Genomic DNA, 20,429 nt, shown 5'->3' with positions numbered 1-20,429 from the left:
GATTTATTTCTCTTTTGACTTTTTTTGACAATAGGTATTCCGTTGCTAATCGACCTAATTTCTTAGTAATTTCACAATTTGTATATAAGTTTTGTAAATCTTTATAAGCTATAGAATACAGCTGTACATCAGTTAACGCTTCAATGTAAATATCAGTTTCTGATCGGTCATAAAATGAATCATAGGCACAATAAAAGGAACTTTTAAATGCAAAATCTATTGTGATTTCTTTATCCTTTGCCACAACATAATAGCGAACGATTCCTGTATCAATAAAGGACAAATAGTTTTCTATTTGTCCTTTTGAGATAATTAATTCGTTAGCTTTATACTTACGCGTTTTGATACAGTTTAAAAATGGAATTAATTGGTTTTCAGAAAAACCCAACCTTTCAAAATATGTTATTAATGAATGCATTTTTTGTTGGTTAAATTACCTTTAATGTTTCAAGAGTTTATGCTGTTGCGCACTAAATAAATTCAAAATATAGGTTTTACATTACTTACAAAGATAAAAAAACAAACTTTAAACGAAGACCAAAACTCGAAATAGTCTAAAAGCCTATCACGGTTGTTAATCGTCTTTTAAAGTTATATTTTTTTATCTGCCTTTGGCCTTATCTCCACGCAATGTCATAACTGTACTAGATGCTAGGGCAATAGTTTTTCCCTCTGTATTTTTAATTTCACAATTATATACCGTAATGGTTTTACCTGATTGTACCGGAAATGCAAATGCTTTTAAGGTGTCCTTCCAAACTGGGCGAAAGAAGTTGATTTTGAATTCGAGGCTTGTGAAAGTTTCCTCTCCATCAATAATTGTAGAATGTGCGGTTCCAATCGCAGCATCTGCTAATTCACATAATAATCCACCATGAACAGTACCTTGTTGGTTACCATGAATTTGATCGTCAGCATTAATTTGAACTGTTGCTTTACCTAAATCAATTTCTACTATTTCCATTTTTAAGGTTTTTGATATAGCTGTTGGGTATTTCATGCTGGTAGTTGTATCTTCGGTTAAAGTACCTACAATCATTTTTTTTATATACTCTAAAACAGGAATTTTATTCATCTTATTGGTTTATTTAATATTGCTTATAATTAATTGATTTTTAATACTTACTGATTTTGTTTTACTTTTAAATCAATAAGCAATTGTTTTATTCTTGTTTGTAAATCAACATTATTAAGTATCTCAGTGTTGACAATAGCTTTTGCCCATTCCATAAATTTGCTATCGTGAGGTACTTTTCTTCCTGTTTTTAAATTGACTGGGATGAGTTTTGACCACATAATAGCTTTTATTTGATTTTGGCCTTCGTCCATCATAATGGTTTCTACGTGAAGAAAATAATCATCTAGATTCAGTAGACTAGATTGAATTGTTACAATTTCATTGAAAACTGCTGGTCGTATGTATACAATTTCGTGACTGCCAATTACCCATGCTAAATCATTTTTGTAATATTCATTAAAGTCGAAATTGTAAAAATCTTTTAAATGGTCTTCACGTGCATTAATTAAATAGTCAAGGTATCTTGAGTTATTTAAATGACCGAACATATCACAATCTGTAAAGCGAATTTTATCTTTTGATTTTGGATTTTTTTTCATTATTTTAATTTTTATAATGTGTTATAACAAATTTTTAATTTCTTGAAAGCTTAAAGAATCATCTGCAAAATCAAATTGCCCTGTTTGTTTAATACTTTCTATTGATTCAATAAAATGGGTCATAGTATTTCGATAAAGTGAAGCTCCTAGACTTATCCTTTTTACTCCTATTTTCGATAATTCTTCAAAGTTTAAGTTAGAACCTTTGATTCCCATTAATACATTTAAAGGCTTGTCAATTGAGGTAAGTATGGATTTTATTTCTGTTCTTAAGTTAACTCCAGGTGCAAAAAGCACATCGGCACCTGCCATTTGGTAGGCTTCTAATCGTTTTATTGTATCGTTTAGATCTGGATTTCCAATAAAATAGTTGTCTGCACGTGCTGTTAACATAAAAGGAAAATTTAGAGTTTTAGCTGCCTCGGATGCTGCTTTTATTCTTTCTACAGCCAATTCAAAAGGATAACTTTTGTTTAAATGTGTGTCTTCGATTGAAGCTCCAACTATTCCTGTTTCAGCTGCTCTAATTATTGTGTTATAAATATTTTCTGATTTATCAAAAAAGCCATTCCCTAAATCTGCAGTAACTGGTAAATTAGTTGATTCCGAAATCTTTTTTAAATGAATCATTACTTCTTCTAAAGACAATTCATTATCATTCGTACCTTCGGATAATGACAAAGCTGCACTTGAAGTAGCTAAAGCTTTAAATCCAAAATGAGCTAAAATTTTTGCAGAAGCAACATCCCAAGGATTTGGTATTATAAAAGTAGATTTATCATCATGCAGTTTTTTAAATTGTACTGCTTTTTCGTATTGGCTTTTCAAAATTTATACTTTTTAATGTTTTTATTATTAGTTAAAAACTAGTTATAAATGTAATTTGGATTATAATTTTAAGGATAAATCACTTTCTAATTTTATGAAATGAATTTCACCTGTCATCATTGCAGGAACAATTAATTGGTCATTTACAATTATAAAATCTGCTGGACCAGCAATAAGCTCAGACTTATTAATTGTTGTAACTCTGTTAGATCCATATATTCCAATTCCTTGAATGATTCCTTTTTTTTCAATAGCGACCCAATTGCTTACATATAAAACATCTTTACTTATAAATATCCCGTCATAATATCCTTGTAGGTTAGTTATACGAGTGAATGAATTATCTTTTAAGTTTATATATCCAATAATCCCATTGGGTTTATTATCACTACCAAATCCGTTAACATAAATTCTACTTGCCTTTTTGTAGCAAAACAGTCCGTTTATTCCAGAAATAGTAATGTCTGTTTTGATTTCTGAATAGGTTTTGTCCACCAAATTGACTTTAAATAATTTGTTCTTGTCAGTGGCTGAAACATATAAAGTTTTATTATCCCAGACTGCTATGTCATTTAAAAAAGAGGTGTCTTTACTAAAATCAATTTCGTATAATTTAACTCCAGTTTTTAAATCGATTGCAAGAATTCTATCCACATCATTAACATATAAAATTCCTTTATTTATTGCTAATCCTTTTGGTGCATCTAATTTTTCTTTTACAAAATTTGCATCAACTATTTGCCTTTTTTTATCGAGTTTAATTATTTTGCCATCACCATCTTTAGCCGTTGGATTTAATTCTTTACCGATATCAGCTGCGTAAATGAATTTACCATCACTAGCCACACTTTCAACGTGGTTAAAACCTGAAATTATTTTTGTTTTTTGAGCATAGTTATTACTTGCTATGAATAGACAAAATGCTATTCCAATTTTTGTTATACTTTTCATTGTCGTTAATTATTTATTAAACAAAATCATTCTCTTTTTCACCCGAAATCAAATCTTGATACAATTCATAAGCGCTTCTTTCGACCCAACATTCGGAAAGTCTATTTTCTCTAATTGTCCAGATATCAATTCCAGTAAACGATATCAACTCGTTATCAGGTTTAAGTCCGAATAGTCCATTATTTCTACCTGAACAAATCCAACGTGATACCACTTTGTTTTCATTTTCATTAAAGAAAATATCTACACTTTCGTTTTTTGCATCTAGTAGTTGTTTTTGAAATTCACCAACCCATTTTTGAAATTCGTTTCTTCATTTTACTGCTTTTCCGGCTGTTGTAATGCAATAATCTTCAGTCATTAATTCATCAATTGCATCCAATTCGTGTGTACTATTCCAAACACGGTTGGAAAATTCTAGAACAAGTTTTTCTGGAATAGGAGTTAAGTTACTTTTCGGATTATTATTCATATTTAATTTTTTAAGGTTTTATATTCTTTGATTAATTGGGTTAATGCACTATCAAAATAGCGTGTTTGTACTTGAAAAATTTTAGCTTCCTCAATAACATAATTGACTAACGAATTAATTTCTGTAGGTTTGTTTTTCTCTAAATCGAGTTGGAATGAAGACTTTACATTGCCTTTGAAATTACTTAATAGATTTATATTATTTAGGACCGCATTATCATCTATAGCTATATTTTTTGCTTTTGCCAATTGCATTAATTCGCTGATTAGATTAATGAAAAGGTATTCCGATTTTGTGCTTTCTAGTATTTCAGAAAATGTTATTTGGAATAGAGCCGTGACAATAGCTGCTGGAGAAACGAACATAAATTTCTTCCACAAAACAGATTTTATATTCGTAGTGTATATTGTATCGATACCAGCATTGTTGAATATTTTAGCGATTTCTTCGCCTTTATTATTGAATTGTGCTTCGGTTCCAAAAAAAAGTTTTGCTGGACCACTAACGTGTTCTATTTTTCCGGGTTTAATTATATTTGAAGCTATGTAAATACTTCCTTCCATAAGCATTGCACCATTTGGTAAATAAGGTGTTATTGTTTCTTTACCATTCACTGTGTTTTGTATTGATAGAACAGTTGAGGTTGGCGAAAGGTTATCTGTATATTTTTCTAGTACATCAGTTACAGAAAAGTTTTTGGTACAAATAATAAGTATATCAATTACACCGATTTCTAAAGGTTCATCAGAAGTTAAGGTTGGTACACATTTATATGAAATGTCTTTTGAAAGCAATTTTAATCCATTTTTGTTAATTGCCTCAGCCATTTCTCCTCTTGTAATAAATATTATTTCAATATTTTCAATCTTCGAATAGTGATTTGCTAATTTTCCACCAATGTATCCACCAATACCTCCTATACCTGCAATTGCAATTCTTGTTTTTTTAGTTTCTATCATTTTTTTAAAATTTTATTTTAGCTCCAATTGTTTCGTTTTTTTGTTTCAATTATATGTGCAAGGTGATGGTTACAATGCCATGCATAAACTGCTATGTTTTCGTCAATTCTAAAAGTCTTTCCATGTTCAGGATGAATAAAAATTCTTCCATGTTGTTCGTTTGTCAAGTTTTTTAATAAAATTGTCCACCTTTCATGTATGCCTTCTATCATTTTCAATGAAGGTTCGATAGGCATAATTTTACTGTCTAGAAGTTCAGCCCAACGTTCTTCAAAATATGGTTTTATTGTTGGCTGGTCTTCTGTCAATACAAGTTTTAAACTAGTTAAACTGTTCATATGACTGTCTGCACAATGATGAACAACTTGCCTTATTGTCCATCCATTAGGTCTGTATTGTGTGTCAAGTTGTTCATTAGTCAAATACATAACTTCCTTTAAAAGTCTTTTTGGAAAAGTTGAAACTTCAGAAATCCATTTATTTAAAATTTCTTGTGTTATTTCACTAGGTTTTTCAAACTGACCTATCGGATATTTTAATTGCTCTATTGTCATAAAGTTATTTTGTTTCTGTATCGTCTCCATTTAATCCGGTTATTAACTCCGCAATTCTAGCCAAATGATGGTCGTCGTGTTCTGCAACAAATAAGAAAAGATCTATCGTTCTCATTGGTGTTTTTAATCTGGGATGTAGAGCAGATTTGAAAATAGTTTCTTCATTTATAGATTGAAGTGTTTTAATGGTTTGTTCTCTTATTTTTCTGAATTCTGATAGAAGTTCTTGTAATGGTTTATCATTGTGATTGGCTAAATCCGTTTTGGAGTTCTGTAAATCTGTAGCACGTAATTCAATTTGGTCGTTTATAATATCAATGAGTCTTCCTTGCCACAATGGTTCAAGGTCGATTAAATGCCCAATATTTTCTTTTATTGACCACGTATCATCTAGAGAAAATGTCAAGATATTCTCTGATGTACCTATGACTTTTTCTTCCAAACGTATTGGAGTTCCTGAAAGTCGTTCTAAAATTGATGGAAAAATATTTTGGCTGTTTTCAAAATTAAAACTTCTATCAAACCATTTTTCTTGTTTCATTTTGTGTTTTTTTAATTGATTACAATTTCATTTCTAGTAGTGCAACATTAAGATTTCGATGTTGAGCTGGTAGTTCAGTTGTGTTAGGCGTTATATAATTTTCTAAATGTTTAAAACCATAGCTTTTGTAGTATTCTATAATGTTCTTATTTTCTGCCCAAGTATCCATTCTTATGTACTTTAGTCCAGTACTTCTTGCTAATTTAGTAATCCAGTTTAGTATTTTCTCAAACTGTTTTTGTCCTTTGAATTGAGGATTGACAACTATTCTGTGTAAATACACTGCATCACTATTTTCCATTTCTCTCCAAATTAAAATGTCACTAAAACAGATACTAAAAATGCATAAAACATTATTTTTACTTACAATTTTAAATTGAAGTTTATCATTTATATCCTCATTGATAAAGTTTTTATCATAAGTAGTCCAACCTACATAATTATTCTTTTTTATATAATCAATAGCATCTTCAAAAAGACTATATATGAATTTTATATCCTCAATTGAGGTATTTTTAATCTGATAGTTTTCTGTTCCATCTAAGTTCATCTTATTCCATTTTTTTAATTGTTTCATGATGATGTTGTACATGATAAATAGTAAAATAGAGTATTTCTCGCACTGTAATTTTTCCTAAAAATGGATGAGGACAATTATACAGATCTAACTCATCTTCAGTCCAACTTTCTAAATTTGACATAAAAACATCAAGCCTTTTTTTTCCATTCTCAACCAATTCTTCAATACCAATCTCTAAATTTATTTTTGGAACAAAGTCATCAGTTGCTTTTACTCCATTTTCGAAAGCGTTTCTATACACTTTAAACATTGTTTCATAATTTGTCGATTTTCTTTCCGAAAATCCATAATTAGATTCAATATTTGATTTAGGAAGTGCTAGGTAATTTCCCATTCGTGTTAGTCCAATATTAATATGTTCGACGTTTTGAGAAACGGACCATTTACCAACTATTGAAATTTGCGGATTTGATAATTTACCTGCTGTATCCCAGAAAAATGAGTGCGATTTATATATATTGGCAATAATTTCAGTTTTATTCATCATTACTATCTTTTAGGAATTCATCTGTAAAATGTTGTTTGTGTTTTTCTTTAGAAAATTTTCCATCATTATATGAGTTCGATTTTCCTCTCGGAATTGAAAGTGAAATCCAATTTTCATTACATATCATTTTACCAATAAAAACCATTTGCCCAACGTGATAGGGATAATGTGCAAGCTGTCTATTGATTGCTTCTAAGACGGTATGACCTTCGTTTCTTATATAGATAATTCGATTTAAATCTTCAGTGTTTAATAGATTTAATGCATTAAAAAAACACTTCCAACCTTCTTCCCACATTTCAATAAGTGTCGCTTTTGAATTTATATTATTTTCAAATTCTGCATCACGATTTCTCCATTCCTTTTCACCATCTGTATTTAAGAAGTCTGTCCATCGTGATAGCATATTTCCATATAAGTGTTTCACTATAATTGCAATACTATTACTTTCGTCATTGTATTGCCAAAATAGCTTATCATCAGGTAATTGGTTAATTGTTTTATCTCCTAACATTTTGTAATATTCAAATTGTTTTCTGATACTTTCTAAATAAGTTGTGTTCATAGTTTTTATATTTTAAAGATTAATATTTTCAATAACAATTGCAGATGCACCGCCACCGCCATTGCAAATAGAAGCCACTCCATATTTGCCACCTTCTTGCTTTAAAACAGAAATTAAAGTGCAAATAATTCTAGCCCCAGATGTGCCTAACGGATGTCCCATTGCTACTGCACCACCATATAAATTAATTTTATCACTCTCTAATTCTAGAATTTTTTGGTTTGCAAGTACAACAGATGCATAGGCTTCATTGATTTCAAAAAAATCTATATCCTTTATTGAAAGGTTAGCTTGTTTTAATGCTTTATTAATTGCAATAGATGGGGTAGTGGTAAACCATTCAGGTGCTTGTGCTGAATCGGCATAAGCAATAATTTTTGCGATTGGTTTTAAATTATATTTTTCAACTGCTTCTTTTGATGCTAATAGAAGAGCCGCCGCACTGTCATTTAAATTACTTGCATTAGCAGCCGTTATTGTTCCATTTTTGATAAAAACAGGATTTAGTTTGGAAACCTTTTCTGGTACTACTTTAAAAATGTCTTCGTCATTATCAATAATTATTTCGCCTGATTTCTGAATTATTTTTATAGGTATAATTTCATTTTTGAATTTGCCTTCGTTTGTTGCTTTTTGCGCTTTTGCATAAGATGATAAAGCATATTCATCTTGTTGTTCTCGAGTTAATTCATATTTATCAACACACATTTCTGCCGCATTTCCCATATGAAAATTGTGATAAACATCTGTTAAACCATCTTTTAACAAACCATCAATAGAAGTTGTATCGCCAAATTTAACTGGCTTGCGAAGTACATTATAATGAGGAACATTGCTCATACTTTCCATTCCTCCAGTAATTACTAAATCTTCTAGACCTAATTGTATTTGCTGTGCTCCAAGAATAGTTGCTTTCATACCAGCTGCACAAACTTTATTCACCGTTGTACAGTCCGTATTCACTGAAATACCTGCAAATATTGACGCTTGTCTTGCTGGCGACTGACCAAGATTTGCTGATAACACATTGCCCATATAAACGGAACAAATAGTATTGGGATCTAATCCCACAGATTGATAGGTTTCTTTGATTGCAATTGCTCCTAATTGTGTTGCTGAAAATCCCGATAGATTTCCTAAAAAACCACCAATTGGTGTTCTTTTTGCGGATATTATAAATACCTCTTTCATTAAATTACATTTATTAATATACCAATTGGTATATTTTATTTTAAATTTTTTTACACTTTAAGATTTTTAATCATTTTTTCTAGATAATCCATTGTAACTTCCAAAACTTCTGAATTTCCTGTAACTTTTGCTTGCATTACTGCACCTTCAATTAGAGACATTAAAATAAAAGAAAATTCATTCGCATTTGTAGTTGCATTAATTTCATTACATTCAATACCCGTATTAATTGACTTTTCTATTGCTTTTTTCCAAAAAGACAATGCTTTTATAGCTTTAGCTCTTAATAATGGATGAGTATCATCCGCTTCTGTTGAAGTATTTAAAATAGGGCATCCTGCTTTAAGTATAGGTAGTTCTAAAAATACCCGATATGTTTCAGGATATACTAAAAGTCTATCAATCATGTTTGGACGAACTTCAATTTGTTTTCTTAAATATGATACAATTAAGCTATAGTTGTAATCAAAAACTTCTAGTGCTACTTCATCTTTATTCTCAAAATTACCATAGATACTACCTTTAGTTAAACCAGTTGCTTCCGTAATATCGTGCATAGAAGTACCTACATATCCTTTCGCATTAAATATAGGTGCGGTTTTTTCAATTATAAATTGTTTGGTTCTTTCTGCTTTAGACTTTATCATTGTCAAATAGTATTAAATTGATACAAATATAATTAAAATATACCAAATGGTATTATTTTGATTAAATAAATTTACTTATTAGATATTTTTTGTGATAAAGTAGTATTGTTAAAATTTAATTTATCTTTCAAAATCTTCATATCTTCACTTACTTTTCTATCTAATACTTTTGCGTAATGTTGGGTTGTTCTCAAGTTTTTATGCCCAAGCATTTTGCTTACACTTTCAATCGGTACGCCATTTGTAAGTGTTACAGTCGTTGCAAAAGTATGTCGAGCAATGTGAAAGGTCAATTCTTTTTCTATTTCGCAGATGTCTGCCATTTCTTTTAGATAGGCATTCATTTTTTGGTTCGATAAAATTGGTAGTAGTCTATCTTGATCAATACATTGCTGATGATTTTTGTATTTATCAATTATCATTTGTGTAACTTGTAGGATTGGAATTTTGGAAGCAGTTTCTGTTTTTTGTCTGTGTGTTGATATCCATTTTTCACCGTCTATTCCAATTATAATATTTGATTGTGTTAAATTATAAACATCTATGTATGCAAGACCTGTAAAACATGAAAACAAAAACATATCTCTAACTAATTCTATACGCTTAATTTTAAAATTTTTATTAAGTAAAGTTTCAATTTCATCTTGTGTTAAATAAGTTCTTTCAATTTCTTTTACTTTTCCTTTATAATTTAGGAATGGATCTTTTTCAATCCATCCATTAACATAGCTTTGTTTTACTATTTTACCAAAGTTTCTAATATACTTTATTGTAGAATTGTTATTGCAGTTTTTAGTATTTCTCAAGTAAAAATGAAAGTCATTTATAAAAGAAATGTCTACCTGTTTTATAGAAATGTCATTTATTGAATATTGATATTTTAAGAATTCTTTGGTATGACTTAATGCAGTTACATATTTTTTGTAAGTGTTAACTGAGAACTCTTTTCCTATTAACTCTTTCATTCGATTGTTATGATCTTCAAAAATCACGATAAGTTTGCGCTGTCTTTCCTCAATACCTAAAAATTTATTCTTAAAGGTTTGTGCATTAATTTCTTGATTGTTATTCACCATCCATTTCTCAGTTTCATAAGCTTTGGATTGTAAAATATCCAGATAACTATTTATTAGCCTAGCTTCTTCTGAATTACCTTTTATTTTGCCTGCTGAAGCATTCCATTTTGACTTTTCTACAAACTTTGATGTACTCAATTCAATCCGAGTTCCATTGATTGTTATTCTTTGATAAATAGGTAACAAGCCATTTTTTGCTGCTTTAGAACTTTTCACGTAGAAAAGTATTGACATTTTGTGTTTCATTTTGTGGTGACTTTAAAGTTATTCAAATTAATTATTTAATCTTTACCAAACAAGATGTTCATCTTTTGAACTGCTAGCTATCATTGGCTTTGCGTTAAATTCGGTTACCCTAATTTTACTTTTTTTCGGGTAACCGATTTTAGCACCAATGGTTTGAGATTTAATAGATAATTTGAATAGCACCAAAAACAAAAAAGCCTGTAAATCATACGATTTACAGGCTTTTAGGCTGTTTTGAATTTGTTTTTGTGGAGTCGGGGAGAATCGAACTCCCGTCCAAACAAGCAACTAAAGAGCTTTCTACATGCTTATTTCTTGATTAGATTTTCGACCGTGTGCTATGCCAAGAACAGCAACACAAAGCTTAGTTTTATCAGTGTCAAAACGGATTTAAAACATTACCGTTTCTAGGTTTACTTTTACGGTTCCCCTGAACAAAACGCCATAAACCAAGGCTTTTTAGGAGAATCCAGCTTTCCTACCTAGTAGGAACTTGGCAAATCGTACTATAATTCGGATTATGCAGCTAAAGCGTAGTTATTTTCGCCGTGTAAAATTTTGAGACATTATATTTATGAGCAACACCTCAATGCTCAACATGCTTACAATTCAATTCGACTTGCTGTCAAAACCAGTCGACCCCATTTAGGTTTGCAATAGTACAAAAAATATACCAATTTTATTCTAAACTATCGTTTTTACTTTTTAATTCGAAAGGATAATTGCCAAATAAACTAGAAAGCAATTTCAATTTATAAGTACTTCTCGTGTATTTATTTGATATACAAATCAATGTCACTTTTTCATCTTTCAATTTTATATAAGCCGATGTGTTTCCGTGCCACCAACCATTATGGTAAAACATTTTTTTACCATCTTCCCATTCCAACATTCTAATTCCTAATCCATAGTTTCTAGTCCCTCTACTTTCATAACTATAACCTTTGTAAACCTCTTTTAATAATTTTTTATTTAAAAAACTAGGATTGTAAGTAGCCATGTCAAATTTGAGTAAATCTCTTGGTGTCGAATAGATGTTTTTATCTCCATAAATCCCATCGAGATAATTGTAAGCATATCTAATTTTGTTTCCTTTATAAGATTGACTAATGTTTTTGCCTCCTTTTCTATAATCGAAAACAAAAGTGTTATTCATTCTTAATGGCTCGAATATCAATTTTTTCATGGCTGTTCGATAATCCATTTTGGTAATTTTTTCGATAACCAAAGCCAAAAAAGCATAATTAGTGTTGCAATACGCAAAATGAGTATCGGTTTTATATTCTAAATCGATGTTGTTTTTATTTATAACAGGTATCAAATCTTTGTTTTGCAAAGTATCTTTCTGATTCCAAACTATTTTTTTATCAGTAAAATAACTGTAATTGCGCAATCCGCTTCTGTGATTTAGTAAAGTTCTAATGGTGATATCTGGATACGGAAAATCATCAAGAATAGTATTTACCTTTTGGTCTAAAGTTATTTTTTTTGAATCGATAAGCAAAAAAACAGCAGTAGCGGTAAGTACTTTGCTTAGCGATGCAATATGAAGTGGTGTCTGGAAAGTAATTGGTGTTTTTTCTTCAAAATTAGACATCCCACGATAATTTTCATAAATTATATGTCCATTTTTTGCCACAAGAATACCTCCTGAAAAATCGTTTGGAATATATTTTTCGGAATAAAAATTTTCAATCGTTTGCTGTAATTTTTTCTTTTCGGAAGATTTTAAATCAGGCAAATTATTTTCATAAGGTTGCATGGTATATACTGAACCAACTTTAGTTTCTTCTTTCTTTTTTAATGCTTTTTTCTTCTCATTGCATGAAAAACAGATAGTTAGAATTGCGAAAAGCAAGAGAAATTTTATATTTATTTTGAATGTCATTTTAACTTGGATATAAAACAAATATAAATAAACAAATGAGGAATCAAAATAGGTTTTTAAACAATTATTTTCATTTGTTTCAAGTTACTATTACGTTATATTTGCATCAAAATTTAAAATAATAAATGCCATTATTTTAAAAACAAAATAGCTTTACAATGAAATTTGGACTTATAAAAGAAAGAAAAAATCCACCAGACAGACGCGTTGTTTTTACACCCGAAGAATTGGTCAAATTGAAACAACAATTTCCGTTGGCTGAAATAAAAATTGAATCTTCAGATATTCGCGTTTTTGCAGACGAACAATATGCAGAATTGGGTTTCGATGTAACAACTGATGTTTCTGATTGTGAAGTACTAATTGGAGTGAAAGAAGTTCCGGTTGATGCTTTAATCCCAAATAAAAAGTATTTTTTCTTTTCTCATACGATCAAAAAACAGCCTTATAACAGAAAATTGTTAGTAGCTTGTTTAGAAAAAAATATCGAATTATATGATCATGAAACAATTGTTGATGCAAAAAATCATCGCCTAATAGGTTTTGGTCGTTATGCAGGAATTGTTGGTGCTTACAACGGAATTCGTGCTTTTGGAATCAAATTTGAATTGTTTAATTTAGCAAAAGCAGAAACATTAAAAGACAAAAATGCACTCGTAGAACGTTTGCAAAGAATGGTTTTGCCAAACATAAAAATTGTTCTTACAGGTCATGGTAAAGTTGGGCTTGGCGCCAAAGAAATGCTCGATGCTATGAAGCTTAAAGAAGTTTCTATCGAAGATTATTTGACTAAAAATTACGACAGACCCGTTTATACGCACATCGATTTAGAAGATTATAACAAACGAATAGACGGAAAACCGTTTGACAAACAAGATTTTTACGCTAACCCGGAATTATACACTTCCAATTTTGAGCGTTTTACAAAAGTATCGGATATTTTTATGGCGGGACATTTTTACGGAAATGGTGCACCTGTAATTTTATCTAGAGAAATGCTAAAAGCTCCAGACAATAAGATAAAAGTAGTTGCTGATATTTCTTGTGATGTAGATGGTCCTATTGCTTGCACATTAAAAGCATCAACTATTGCACAACCATTTTTTGGTTATTATCCGTCAGAACATAAAGAAGTCGATTTTATGCACCCAGGTGCCATTGTAGTCATGTCTGTAGATAATTTGCCTTGTGAATTGCCTAAAGATGCCAGTGAAGGTTTTGGAGAAATGTTTTTAGAGCACGTGATTCCAGCTTTTTATAATAATGACAAGGACGGAATTTTGCATAGAGCAAAAATCACCGAAAACGGCAAACTCACAGAAAGATTTGCCTATTTACAAGATTATGTAGATGGGAAATAAAATAAAAGTCTCGATTTTGTCGGGACTTTTTTATTTTGTTACTTTACTATTCACTAAAATGACTTCTTGAGATGAAAAAATTACTGTTTCTATTTTTATTTACTTCACTATTCGGATTTGCTCAAAATTCTGATGAAAATCAGTTAAAAGAGATTTACAAATCGGCATTAACCAATTCTAAATGTTATACTTGGTTAGACGATTTGTCTAATAAAATTGGTTCTAGATTATCAGGATCAGTTGGTGCACAAAAAGCGGTAGAATACACAAAAGCACAAATGGAAGAATTAGGCGGGTTCGATAAAGTATTTCTTCAAGAAGTGATGGTGCCAAAATGGGTTCGTGGCGAAAAAGAAACGGCTTATATTTTAGACAATAAAACCAAAATAAAAGTACCAGTTTGTGCGCTCGGTGGTTCGGTTGCAACACCAAAAAAAGGAATCACTGCAGAAGTTATCGAAGTACATTCTACCAAAGAATTAGAAACTTTAGGAGCTGATAAAATAAAAGGCAAAATAGTTTTTTATAATCGCCCGATGGATAATGCTCAAATAGAAAGTATGAATGCTTATTCTGGTGCAGTAGATCAGCGTTATGCAGGTGCTAAAGAAGCTTCAAAATATGGTGCTGTAGCTACAATTGTACGTTCGATGAATTTGAAGTTAGATGATTTCCCACATACAGGAGCGCAAAGTTATGGTGATATTCCCAAAACACAATATATTCCAACGGCTGCAATTAGTACTAATGGTGCAGAATTATTGAGTAAAAAATTAAAAGAAAATTCGAAACTTACTTTTTACTTAAAACAATCCTGTCAGCAAATGGAAGATGTTTTGTCTTACAATGTGATTGGAGAAATAAAAGGAAGTGAACATCCAGAAAACATTATTGTAGTGGGTGGACATCTTGATTCTTGGGATCTTGCCGATGGTTCTCATGATGATGGAGCAGGAGTAGTGCAAAGCTTGGAAGTAGCAAATGTTTTTAAAAATATAGGTTACAAACCTAAAAATACTATTAGAGTTGTTTTGTTTATGAATGAAGAAAATGGTGGTCGCGGCGGAAAAAAATACCAAGAATTAGCCCAAATAAATAAAGAAAATCACATTTTTGCTTTAGAAAGTGATTCGGGAGGATTTTCGCCAAGAGGATTTTCTTTTGAAAGTGATGACGCTAATTTTGCTAAAATTTCCAATTGGAAAACTTTATTCGAACCTTACTTAATTCATAGTTTTACTAAAGGACATAGTGGTTCGGACATAGAACCATTAACAGGAACAAAAATTGTAAAAGCTGGTTTGCATCCAGATTCGCAACGTTATTTCGATTACCATCACGCAGCAAATGACAAGTTTGATGCTATTAATAAAAGAGAACTCGAATTAGGTGCTGCAACGATGACTTCTTTAATTTATTTGATTGATAAATATGGTGTTGAGTAAAAAGTTATTATAAAAAGAAGACCCCAAAGCATCAGTTTTGGAGTCTTTTTTTATTTAAATTTTAATTATTTTCCCCAATCAATCTTTCTAGAGAAATACATTACGGCACCTAGAATGATAAACAGTCCAATGCTTCCCACAAGTAAGGCATAATTTTCTAATTGAATTATTACATAAATAAAAGTGTATAAAGCAACTAAGGAAAGTCCTATAAATGTTGGAAATTTTCTATTTTTTAATATCGAAACGGAGTACAATACAATCATCGTTATTACGGAAGCCGAAGCGATAAGATAAGCCAACGCAAAACTAGAATGTTCAGTTATTGATATTAAAAGTGTATAAAACATGATTAATGCCAATCCTAACATCGAATATTGAAAGATATGAATGTTTATTTTACTAATAGATTGAATTAAAAAGAATACTAGAAAAGTTAAGCCAATCATTAGAAATCCATACTTTGATGCGCGTTCATTTTGTTGGTATTCATTGACGGTTTCTATTAGTTTTGCGCCAAAAGAATATTCATTCAAATTCGGAATTTTACCTGCATATTGTTGAGAAAAAGTACGATTAATGTCTAATATTCTCCAATCGGCATGAAAACCTTTTTTATTGATGATTTTTGTGGTATCATTTGCTGCAAAAGCACCTTCGTAACTTGGCGATTCCCAGTCAGAATCGATATTAACAACCGTTGTTTTTCCCACAGGAATAAACTTCACACTATTGCTACCATTATATTGCATCAAGAAATTGAAATCTATTTTCCCGTTATTAACTAATGTTTTGTAGTTGAATTGATTGGTAACAAGCGTTCCATAAATAGTATCTTCATCTTCTGGTTTCGATTCGAATGAGAAAGCTTGATTGTTTAGTTTAATTTTCAAATCACTTTTAATGCTTTTCAGATTCGTTGTCTTTACCACAATAGACGCTTTGTCCCACAATAAATCAGCTTCATTGATACCCAGTTTTTCGAAATTTGGTTTGCTAAAATAACCATCAAAATTCATGTTTGCAGTAAAAACCACATTGTTATAAATACCTCTTTTTAGCGATGTGTTTTTCTTAACGGTTGAGGTATTGTTTAGTTTTTCAGGAAAGAAATAAGCGTAGGAAATAGTTGCTTTTTTCTCGATAGTCACCACTTTTGTCTTTGGGTTTGTCACGTTATATTCCTCATACGTTTTGTAAGGAATTTGCATGATTGGACCGTAAAACAAAACATCTTTCCCCCATAGTTGTGTTACTTCATCGGTCACTTCTTGTTTTCGTTGGGAACGTTCGGAGATTAAATCTTTTACAAATTCTAAAGGAATGAGTAAAACGAGTGTTAGTAAACCTACCATCATCATTTTGGCAGTTGTAGATTGAAAAAATGAACCTTTGTTCTGATTTTCTTGTGTTTCCATGATTATTTGTTTTTAAGTGTTAAATGATATGTAATTAAATAAGAGATTAAAATTAATGAGCCAAATTCTATTGTAAATAGGATAGTTTCAATTTCAAAAAGACAATTTATAATTGAATAAAATAATTTTGATGGATTACTGATAATATCCCAACTATTAAAGCGAAGTATTCTACCGAGATAAATCCCAAAAGCACATAAGTAGCTAATTGAAATTATAAATGCATTAGAAATTCTTTTAGAATAAATTGATTTGACTAATTTGTGAATATCGTGAATGGAAAGAATACCGAAATAAAAACCAGCCATTGTAAAACTTGATAACAAAGTAAAATCGAAAATATATTGTATTAAATTGTTGTTATGGAGATGTACAAAATCGGTAATTAAATAAAATGTATTGGGTATAAATAATAGCCAAATAATTAGATAAATTAAGTTTTTAAGATTACTTCTTTTTATAGAAAAGTCAAACCTAATGTATGATGAAATAGAGTATGGAATTAAAGCTAAAAACAAGTTCCATAGTAAAAATAGTAGATATATAGAATGTGTAATTTTTACTCTTAATAATAATAAAACTATCGATAGTATTGATAAAATAAATAAGCTAGAGTTTTGCTTTTTGTTTAAAACGTAAATTGTGATTAATTTGTTCATGTTGATTTATTTTAAAAGAACTTTGAATTTCAAAGTTAAAATATAAAAAAATAGTGTTAAGTTTTTGAGATTAATTTTTCTAAAGCTTCAATGTGAGCAGTAAAATCTTTCCTACCGTCTGTAGTTGCTCTGTAACTGGTGTTTGGTTTTTTGCCAATAAATTGTTTTTCTATCATAATATAGTTTTCGGTTTCTAATGCTTTGGTATGCGAAGCCAAGTTGCCATCAGTTACACCTAAAAGTTCTTTTAGGGTTGTAAAATCGGCAGATTCATTCACCATCAGTACCGACATAATTCCCAGTCGAATGCGATGATCAAAAGCTTTGTTTATATTTTGTATGATGTTTTTCATACTATTTTCTGTCATATTTATAATACATCATCCCACCATATAAAATATGACATATTCCAAATCCCAAAACCCAAAAATGCAATCCGTAACCTGAAAATTCGACAGCTAATAATCCTAAAATAATTTCGGTAATCCCTAAGTAACGAACATCACGTAAAGTATATTTGCTTGCATTTACACAGGCCAATCCGTAAAACAATAGCGTGATAGGAGCAATTAGTCCATAATAACCGTGACGAAGTAGGAGCAAAGCAAATATTCCTCCAGTAAATAATGGAATAGCAAAATTGATTAGCAATCTTCTCGATGAAGCATTCCAAACTTTTTCATTTTGTTTTTTTGCTTTATTGACCGTCATAATATATGCAGTGACTAAGGAGGCTACTAAAACTGCAAATGCCGTTAGAACGATTAACTTAAACGTTGTGCTTTCTAAAGTTATGTAGTATCCCATGTGAGTTTCTATCAAATAACTTACAAAAAATGCTCCAACTAATGCATATATACCAGCTAAAATGCCAGACAAACCACTTAGTGAAATAAATTGTGTCGATTGTGACATCATTTGTTTGATGTCTTTAATGTCTTTTAAATAATTTTTAGATTCCATCTTAAAGTACTTTGAATTGCAAAGTAAATGATATTTTTTTATTGAACCAAATGTTTTTTCATTTATTTTTGGAATATGAAACCAACTGAGGAATATATAATTCGACAACCTGAAAAATATCAAACGATGCTATTGCATATAATTGCTGTTGTCGAAAAATTAGTTCCCGATTCTCAACTATTAATTAAATATGGAATTCCGTATTTTTATTACAAAAAGAAACCGTTTTGTTATTTAGAGTCCAATCATAAAAAAGAATTTGTAGATGTTGGATTTGCAAAAGGTTTTCAATTAAATAAAAATCAAGAATTTCTTATAGGTGAAAATAGAAATACAGTAAAATCTCTTCGATATTTTAGTTTAGAATCAATAAATAATAAGATTTTAGAATCGGTAATTGAAGAAACTATTAACCTGTATAATTGAGTGTATTAAATTAAAAAGATTTTAGTAACCCAATTGTCTAAAGTATATTGATAATAAATTTCTTCTGGAATTGGTTTGTATTGGGTTTCAAAAAAATTGAAATCAAAATCATAGTTATCATCTCGTATAACTAAAATATTGTTTGGATTATAAAAATTGTAATCAACAATATTTACATTATTGGTAATGAGTTTTTTTTGAAAAGCCATCGCTTCAAAGACTCTAAAGCTAAGCCCTGTTTGGTTTTCTCTAACAATATCTAAAACAACTTGAGTTTCAGAATATAACTGTTTTAAGTCATTTTGATTAATACGTTTTCGTCTTAATTCTAGACCTAAAATATCTTTTGAAAATATTTTTTTAAGTTTAAATAAAGTCGTCTTTTTACCAACGATTATAAATCTGAAACTAATATTTATTTTCTGGAAAGCTCTTTTTAGCAAAATTACTTTTTCTAAACGATTGTCAAATGATGCGATGTATAAAGCTTGATTTTTAATTAAAACTTTATCTGTTATTGGTTGTTTTTCAAGATAATTATAATTTGTAGTTTCCTTAAAACCATACTTTTTTACATCATCTTTATCGAACGAATAAATTTCATCAAAAACACCTTCTAAGAGATGTTCTACAGGACATCGACTTACACTATCATATAAATAGGCAATATATTTTTGGGTGTGTTTTTTTATTTTCAAATGGTAATCTAAACTAATAACTTCGGGATTTATTACTAAAATTTGATCCTGAAACCCGTTTTTTTCTAACATTTCAATAATATGTTCCTGACGTTTTTGAATTTTTGGGTTTTTACCAAGAAATATTTTGCTAAAACTATTAGCAATTCTTACACGAATATTTTTGTGCTTAAAACCACCAATTTTTATATGAAATGCATCAATTCCTTTTGCATTAAGTTTATCTACAATGTGTTTGTCATAATTCCAGTGGTCGAAACTAATAATGCAAATTTTCTGAGGCATTTGTAAAAATTATTATTGTCGTAAAGATATTAATATTATTTTTTTGAAATTAGAATATTTAAAATTTAAATTTAACCTATTTTTGTTTTTCAAAATAACTTTATGAACAAAGATTTGCTTGATATTATTAATAATTTTGATTCTTTAGGAAGTGACTTTGTGGTTGGAAAACGCAATAAGATAAAAATTATCCCTTTTAACAATATTCAACTTAATATAAAATCATTTAAAATTCCGGGTTTACTAAACGGTATTATTTATAAATTTTTTCGAAAATCGAAAGCTGAAAGATCATACAAATATGCTCAAATATTAATCGAAAATGGAATTGGAACTCCAAATCCTATTGCTTTTTATGAAAATAAATCAAGTTTTAGGCTTTTAGATAGTTATTATGTTTGTGAGCATTTAACCCCTGATTATGTTTTTAAAGAATTATTCAATCGAGAGATCGTTGATTTAGAATTGATATTAAAAAAATTTACGCATTTTACATTTACTTTACACGAAAAAGGAATAGAGTTTTTAGATCATTCTCCTGGAAATACATTGGTTAAAAAAAAGGAAGACGG

Annotated in this window: 24 protein-coding genes, 1 other RNA gene and 1 pseudogene; 4 read left to right on the top strand and 22 right to left on the bottom strand. The window is 29.8% G+C overall.

Annotated elements, in window-relative coordinates; genetic code table 11:
• The 18 genes from ABI549_RS09845 to ABI549_RS09760 form a co-directional block, all read right to left on the bottom strand.
• The coding region (locus ABI549_RS09845) for a cyclic nucleotide-binding domain-containing protein (RefSeq protein WP_348076286.1) at nucleotides 1-418 on the bottom strand (418 nt) is incomplete at its 3' end.
• Nucleotides 419-601: 183 nt separating this feature from the next.
• A complete protein-coding gene (locus ABI549_RS09840; RefSeq protein WP_348076285.1) occupies nucleotides 602-1,075 on the bottom strand; it encodes a PaaI family thioesterase in 474 nt (157 codons plus the stop codon).
• Nucleotides 1,076-1,122: 47 nt separating this feature from the next.
• Nucleotides 1,123-1,617 (bottom strand): acyl-CoA thioesterase, encoded by a 495-nt coding sequence (locus tag ABI549_RS09835; RefSeq protein ID WP_348076284.1) that lies wholly within the window; start codon nucleotides 1,615-1,617, stop codon nucleotides 1,123-1,125.
• A 21-nt stretch (nucleotides 1,618-1,638) separates the two neighbouring features.
• A complete protein-coding gene (locus ABI549_RS09830; protein ID WP_348076283.1) occupies nucleotides 1,639-2,445 on the bottom strand; it encodes an isocitrate lyase/phosphoenolpyruvate mutase family protein in 807 nt (268 codons plus the stop codon).
• Nucleotides 2,446-2,505: 60 nt separating this feature from the next.
• Nucleotides 2,506-3,396 (bottom strand): hypothetical protein, encoded by an 891-nt coding sequence (locus ABI549_RS09825; protein ID WP_348076282.1) that lies wholly within the window; start codon nucleotides 3,394-3,396, stop codon nucleotides 2,506-2,508.
• Between the two features lie 16 nt (nucleotides 3,397-3,412).
• The gene (locus ABI549_RS09820; RefSeq protein WP_348076281.1) at nucleotides 3,413-3,610 is read right to left on the bottom strand and encodes a hypothetical protein; all 198 of its coding nucleotides are present in this window, start codon (nucleotides 3,608-3,610) and stop codon (nucleotides 3,413-3,415) included.
• Nucleotides 3,611-3,709: 99 nt separating this feature from the next.
• Nucleotides 3,710-3,868 carry a hypothetical protein gene (locus ABI549_RS09815; protein WP_348076280.1) on the bottom strand — a complete coding sequence of 53 codons (159 nt, stop codon included), beginning with the start codon at nucleotides 3,866-3,868 and terminating at the stop codon, nucleotides 3,710-3,712.
• Nucleotides 3,869-3,870: 2 nt separating this feature from the next.
• Complete coding sequence (locus tag ABI549_RS09810; RefSeq protein WP_348076279.1) at nucleotides 3,871-4,827, bottom strand: 2-dehydropantoate 2-reductase; 957 nt, start codon at nucleotides 4,825-4,827, stop codon at nucleotides 3,871-3,873.
• A 17-nt stretch (nucleotides 4,828-4,844) separates the two neighbouring features.
• Nucleotides 4,845-5,381, bottom strand: coding sequence for a YfiT family bacillithiol transferase (locus ABI549_RS09805; RefSeq protein ID WP_348076278.1), 537 nt, complete (start codon nucleotides 5,379-5,381; stop codon nucleotides 4,845-4,847).
• Nucleotides 5,382-5,385: 4 nt separating this feature from the next.
• Nucleotides 5,386-5,922 (bottom strand): DinB family protein, encoded by a 537-nt coding sequence (locus ABI549_RS09800; RefSeq protein ID WP_348076277.1) that lies wholly within the window; start codon nucleotides 5,920-5,922, stop codon nucleotides 5,386-5,388.
• Between the two features lie 19 nt (nucleotides 5,923-5,941).
• A complete protein-coding gene (locus tag ABI549_RS09795; RefSeq protein WP_348076276.1) occupies nucleotides 5,942-6,499 on the bottom strand; it encodes a GNAT family N-acetyltransferase in 558 nt (185 codons plus the stop codon).
• Nucleotides 6,474-6,989, bottom strand: coding sequence for a DinB family protein (locus tag ABI549_RS09790; RefSeq protein WP_348076275.1), 516 nt, complete (start codon nucleotides 6,987-6,989; stop codon nucleotides 6,474-6,476). Before ABI549_RS09790 ends, ABI549_RS09795 begins: the two co-directional genes overlap by 26 nt.
• Nucleotides 6,979-7,554 carry a DUF1572 domain-containing protein gene (locus ABI549_RS09785; RefSeq protein ID WP_348076274.1) on the bottom strand — a complete coding sequence of 192 codons (576 nt, stop codon included), beginning with the start codon at nucleotides 7,552-7,554 and terminating at the stop codon, nucleotides 6,979-6,981. The genes ABI549_RS09790 and ABI549_RS09785 overlap by 11 nt, the downstream gene beginning before the upstream one ends.
• Before the next feature lie 12 nt (nucleotides 7,555-7,566).
• Nucleotides 7,567-8,745, bottom strand: coding sequence for an acetyl-CoA C-acyltransferase (locus tag ABI549_RS09780; RefSeq protein ID WP_348076273.1), 1,179 nt, complete (start codon nucleotides 8,743-8,745; stop codon nucleotides 7,567-7,569).
• 50 nt (nucleotides 8,746-8,795) lie between these two features.
• Nucleotides 8,796-9,392: a TetR/AcrR family transcriptional regulator gene (locus ABI549_RS09775; protein ID WP_348076287.1), complete on the bottom strand. Its 597-nt coding sequence runs from the start codon at nucleotides 9,390-9,392 to the stop codon at nucleotides 8,796-8,798.
• Between the two features lie 71 nt (nucleotides 9,393-9,463).
• On the bottom strand, nucleotides 9,464-10,702 hold the full coding sequence (locus ABI549_RS09770) for a site-specific integrase (protein ID WP_348076272.1): 1,239 nt from the start codon (nucleotides 10,700-10,702) through the stop codon (nucleotides 9,464-9,466).
• 258 nt (nucleotides 10,703-10,960) lie between these two features.
• Nucleotides 10,961-11,357, bottom strand: a transfer-messenger RNA (tmRNA) gene (gene ssrA, locus ABI549_RS09765).
• 36 nt (nucleotides 11,358-11,393) lie between these two features.
• Nucleotides 11,394-12,602, bottom strand: coding sequence for a serine hydrolase domain-containing protein (locus ABI549_RS09760; protein ID WP_348076271.1), 1,209 nt, complete (start codon nucleotides 12,600-12,602; stop codon nucleotides 11,394-11,396).
• A 158-nt stretch (nucleotides 12,603-12,760) separates the two neighbouring features.
• On the opposite strand from ABI549_RS09760, the gene ABI549_RS09755 reads away from it, so the two are divergent.
• Together ABI549_RS09755 and ABI549_RS09750 are read left to right on the top strand one after the other, a co-directional pair.
• Nucleotides 12,761-13,963 (top strand): NAD(P)-dependent oxidoreductase, encoded by a 1,203-nt coding sequence (locus tag ABI549_RS09755; RefSeq protein ID WP_348076270.1) that lies wholly within the window; start codon nucleotides 12,761-12,763, stop codon nucleotides 13,961-13,963.
• A gap of 71 nt (nucleotides 13,964-14,034) precedes the next feature.
• On the top strand, nucleotides 14,035-15,408 hold the full coding sequence (locus tag ABI549_RS09750) for a M28 family peptidase (RefSeq protein WP_348076269.1): 1,374 nt from the start codon (nucleotides 14,035-14,037) through the stop codon (nucleotides 15,406-15,408).
• Nucleotides 15,409-15,473: 65 nt separating this feature from the next.
• Here ABI549_RS09750 and creD read toward each other — a convergent pair whose 3' ends face one another.
• The 3 genes from creD to ABI549_RS09735 form a co-directional block, all read right to left on the bottom strand.
• Nucleotides 15,474-16,826, bottom strand: a complete 1,353-nt coding sequence (gene creD, locus ABI549_RS09745) for a cell envelope integrity protein CreD (RefSeq protein ID WP_348076268.1) — start codon at nucleotides 16,824-16,826, stop codon at nucleotides 15,474-15,476.
• Nucleotides 16,827-17,541: 715 nt separating this feature from the next.
• Entirely contained in the window at nucleotides 17,542-17,838 is a 297-nt protein-coding gene (locus tag ABI549_RS09740) for a transcriptional regulator (protein ID WP_348076267.1), read from the bottom strand.
• A gap of 1 nt (nucleotide 17,839) precedes the next feature.
• On the bottom strand, nucleotides 17,840-18,448 hold the full coding sequence (locus ABI549_RS09735; protein ID WP_348076266.1) for a hypothetical protein: 609 nt from the start codon (nucleotides 18,446-18,448) through the stop codon (nucleotides 17,840-17,842).
• A 75-nt stretch (nucleotides 18,449-18,523) separates the two neighbouring features.
• Between ABI549_RS09735 and ABI549_RS09730 the strand changes: the two genes are divergently transcribed.
• On the top strand, nucleotides 18,524-18,874 hold the full coding sequence (locus tag ABI549_RS09730; protein ID WP_348076265.1) for a DUF1801 domain-containing protein: 351 nt from the start codon (nucleotides 18,524-18,526) through the stop codon (nucleotides 18,872-18,874).
• Nucleotides 18,875-18,879: 5 nt separating this feature from the next.
• On the opposite strand, the gene ABI549_RS09725 is transcribed toward ABI549_RS09730, so the two are convergent.
• Nucleotides 18,880-19,857, bottom strand: a complete 978-nt coding sequence (locus ABI549_RS09725; RefSeq protein WP_348076264.1) for a hypothetical protein — start codon at nucleotides 19,855-19,857, stop codon at nucleotides 18,880-18,882.
• Between the two features lie 102 nt (nucleotides 19,858-19,959).
• On the opposite strand from ABI549_RS09725, the pseudogene ABI549_RS09720 reads away from it, so the two are divergent.
• Nucleotides 19,960-20,429: pseudogene (locus tag ABI549_RS09720) on the top strand (Kdo domain containing protein); the annotation flags it as partial.

The organism is Flavobacterium sp., assembly GCF_039932285.1.
In the GTDB taxonomy this organism is placed as follows: Bacteria; Bacteroidota; Bacteroidia; order Flavobacteriales; family Flavobacteriaceae; genus Flavobacterium.
The sequence above is the reverse complement of the archived record's forward strand: the minus strand, read 5'-3'. Positions and strand labels throughout refer to the sequence as shown.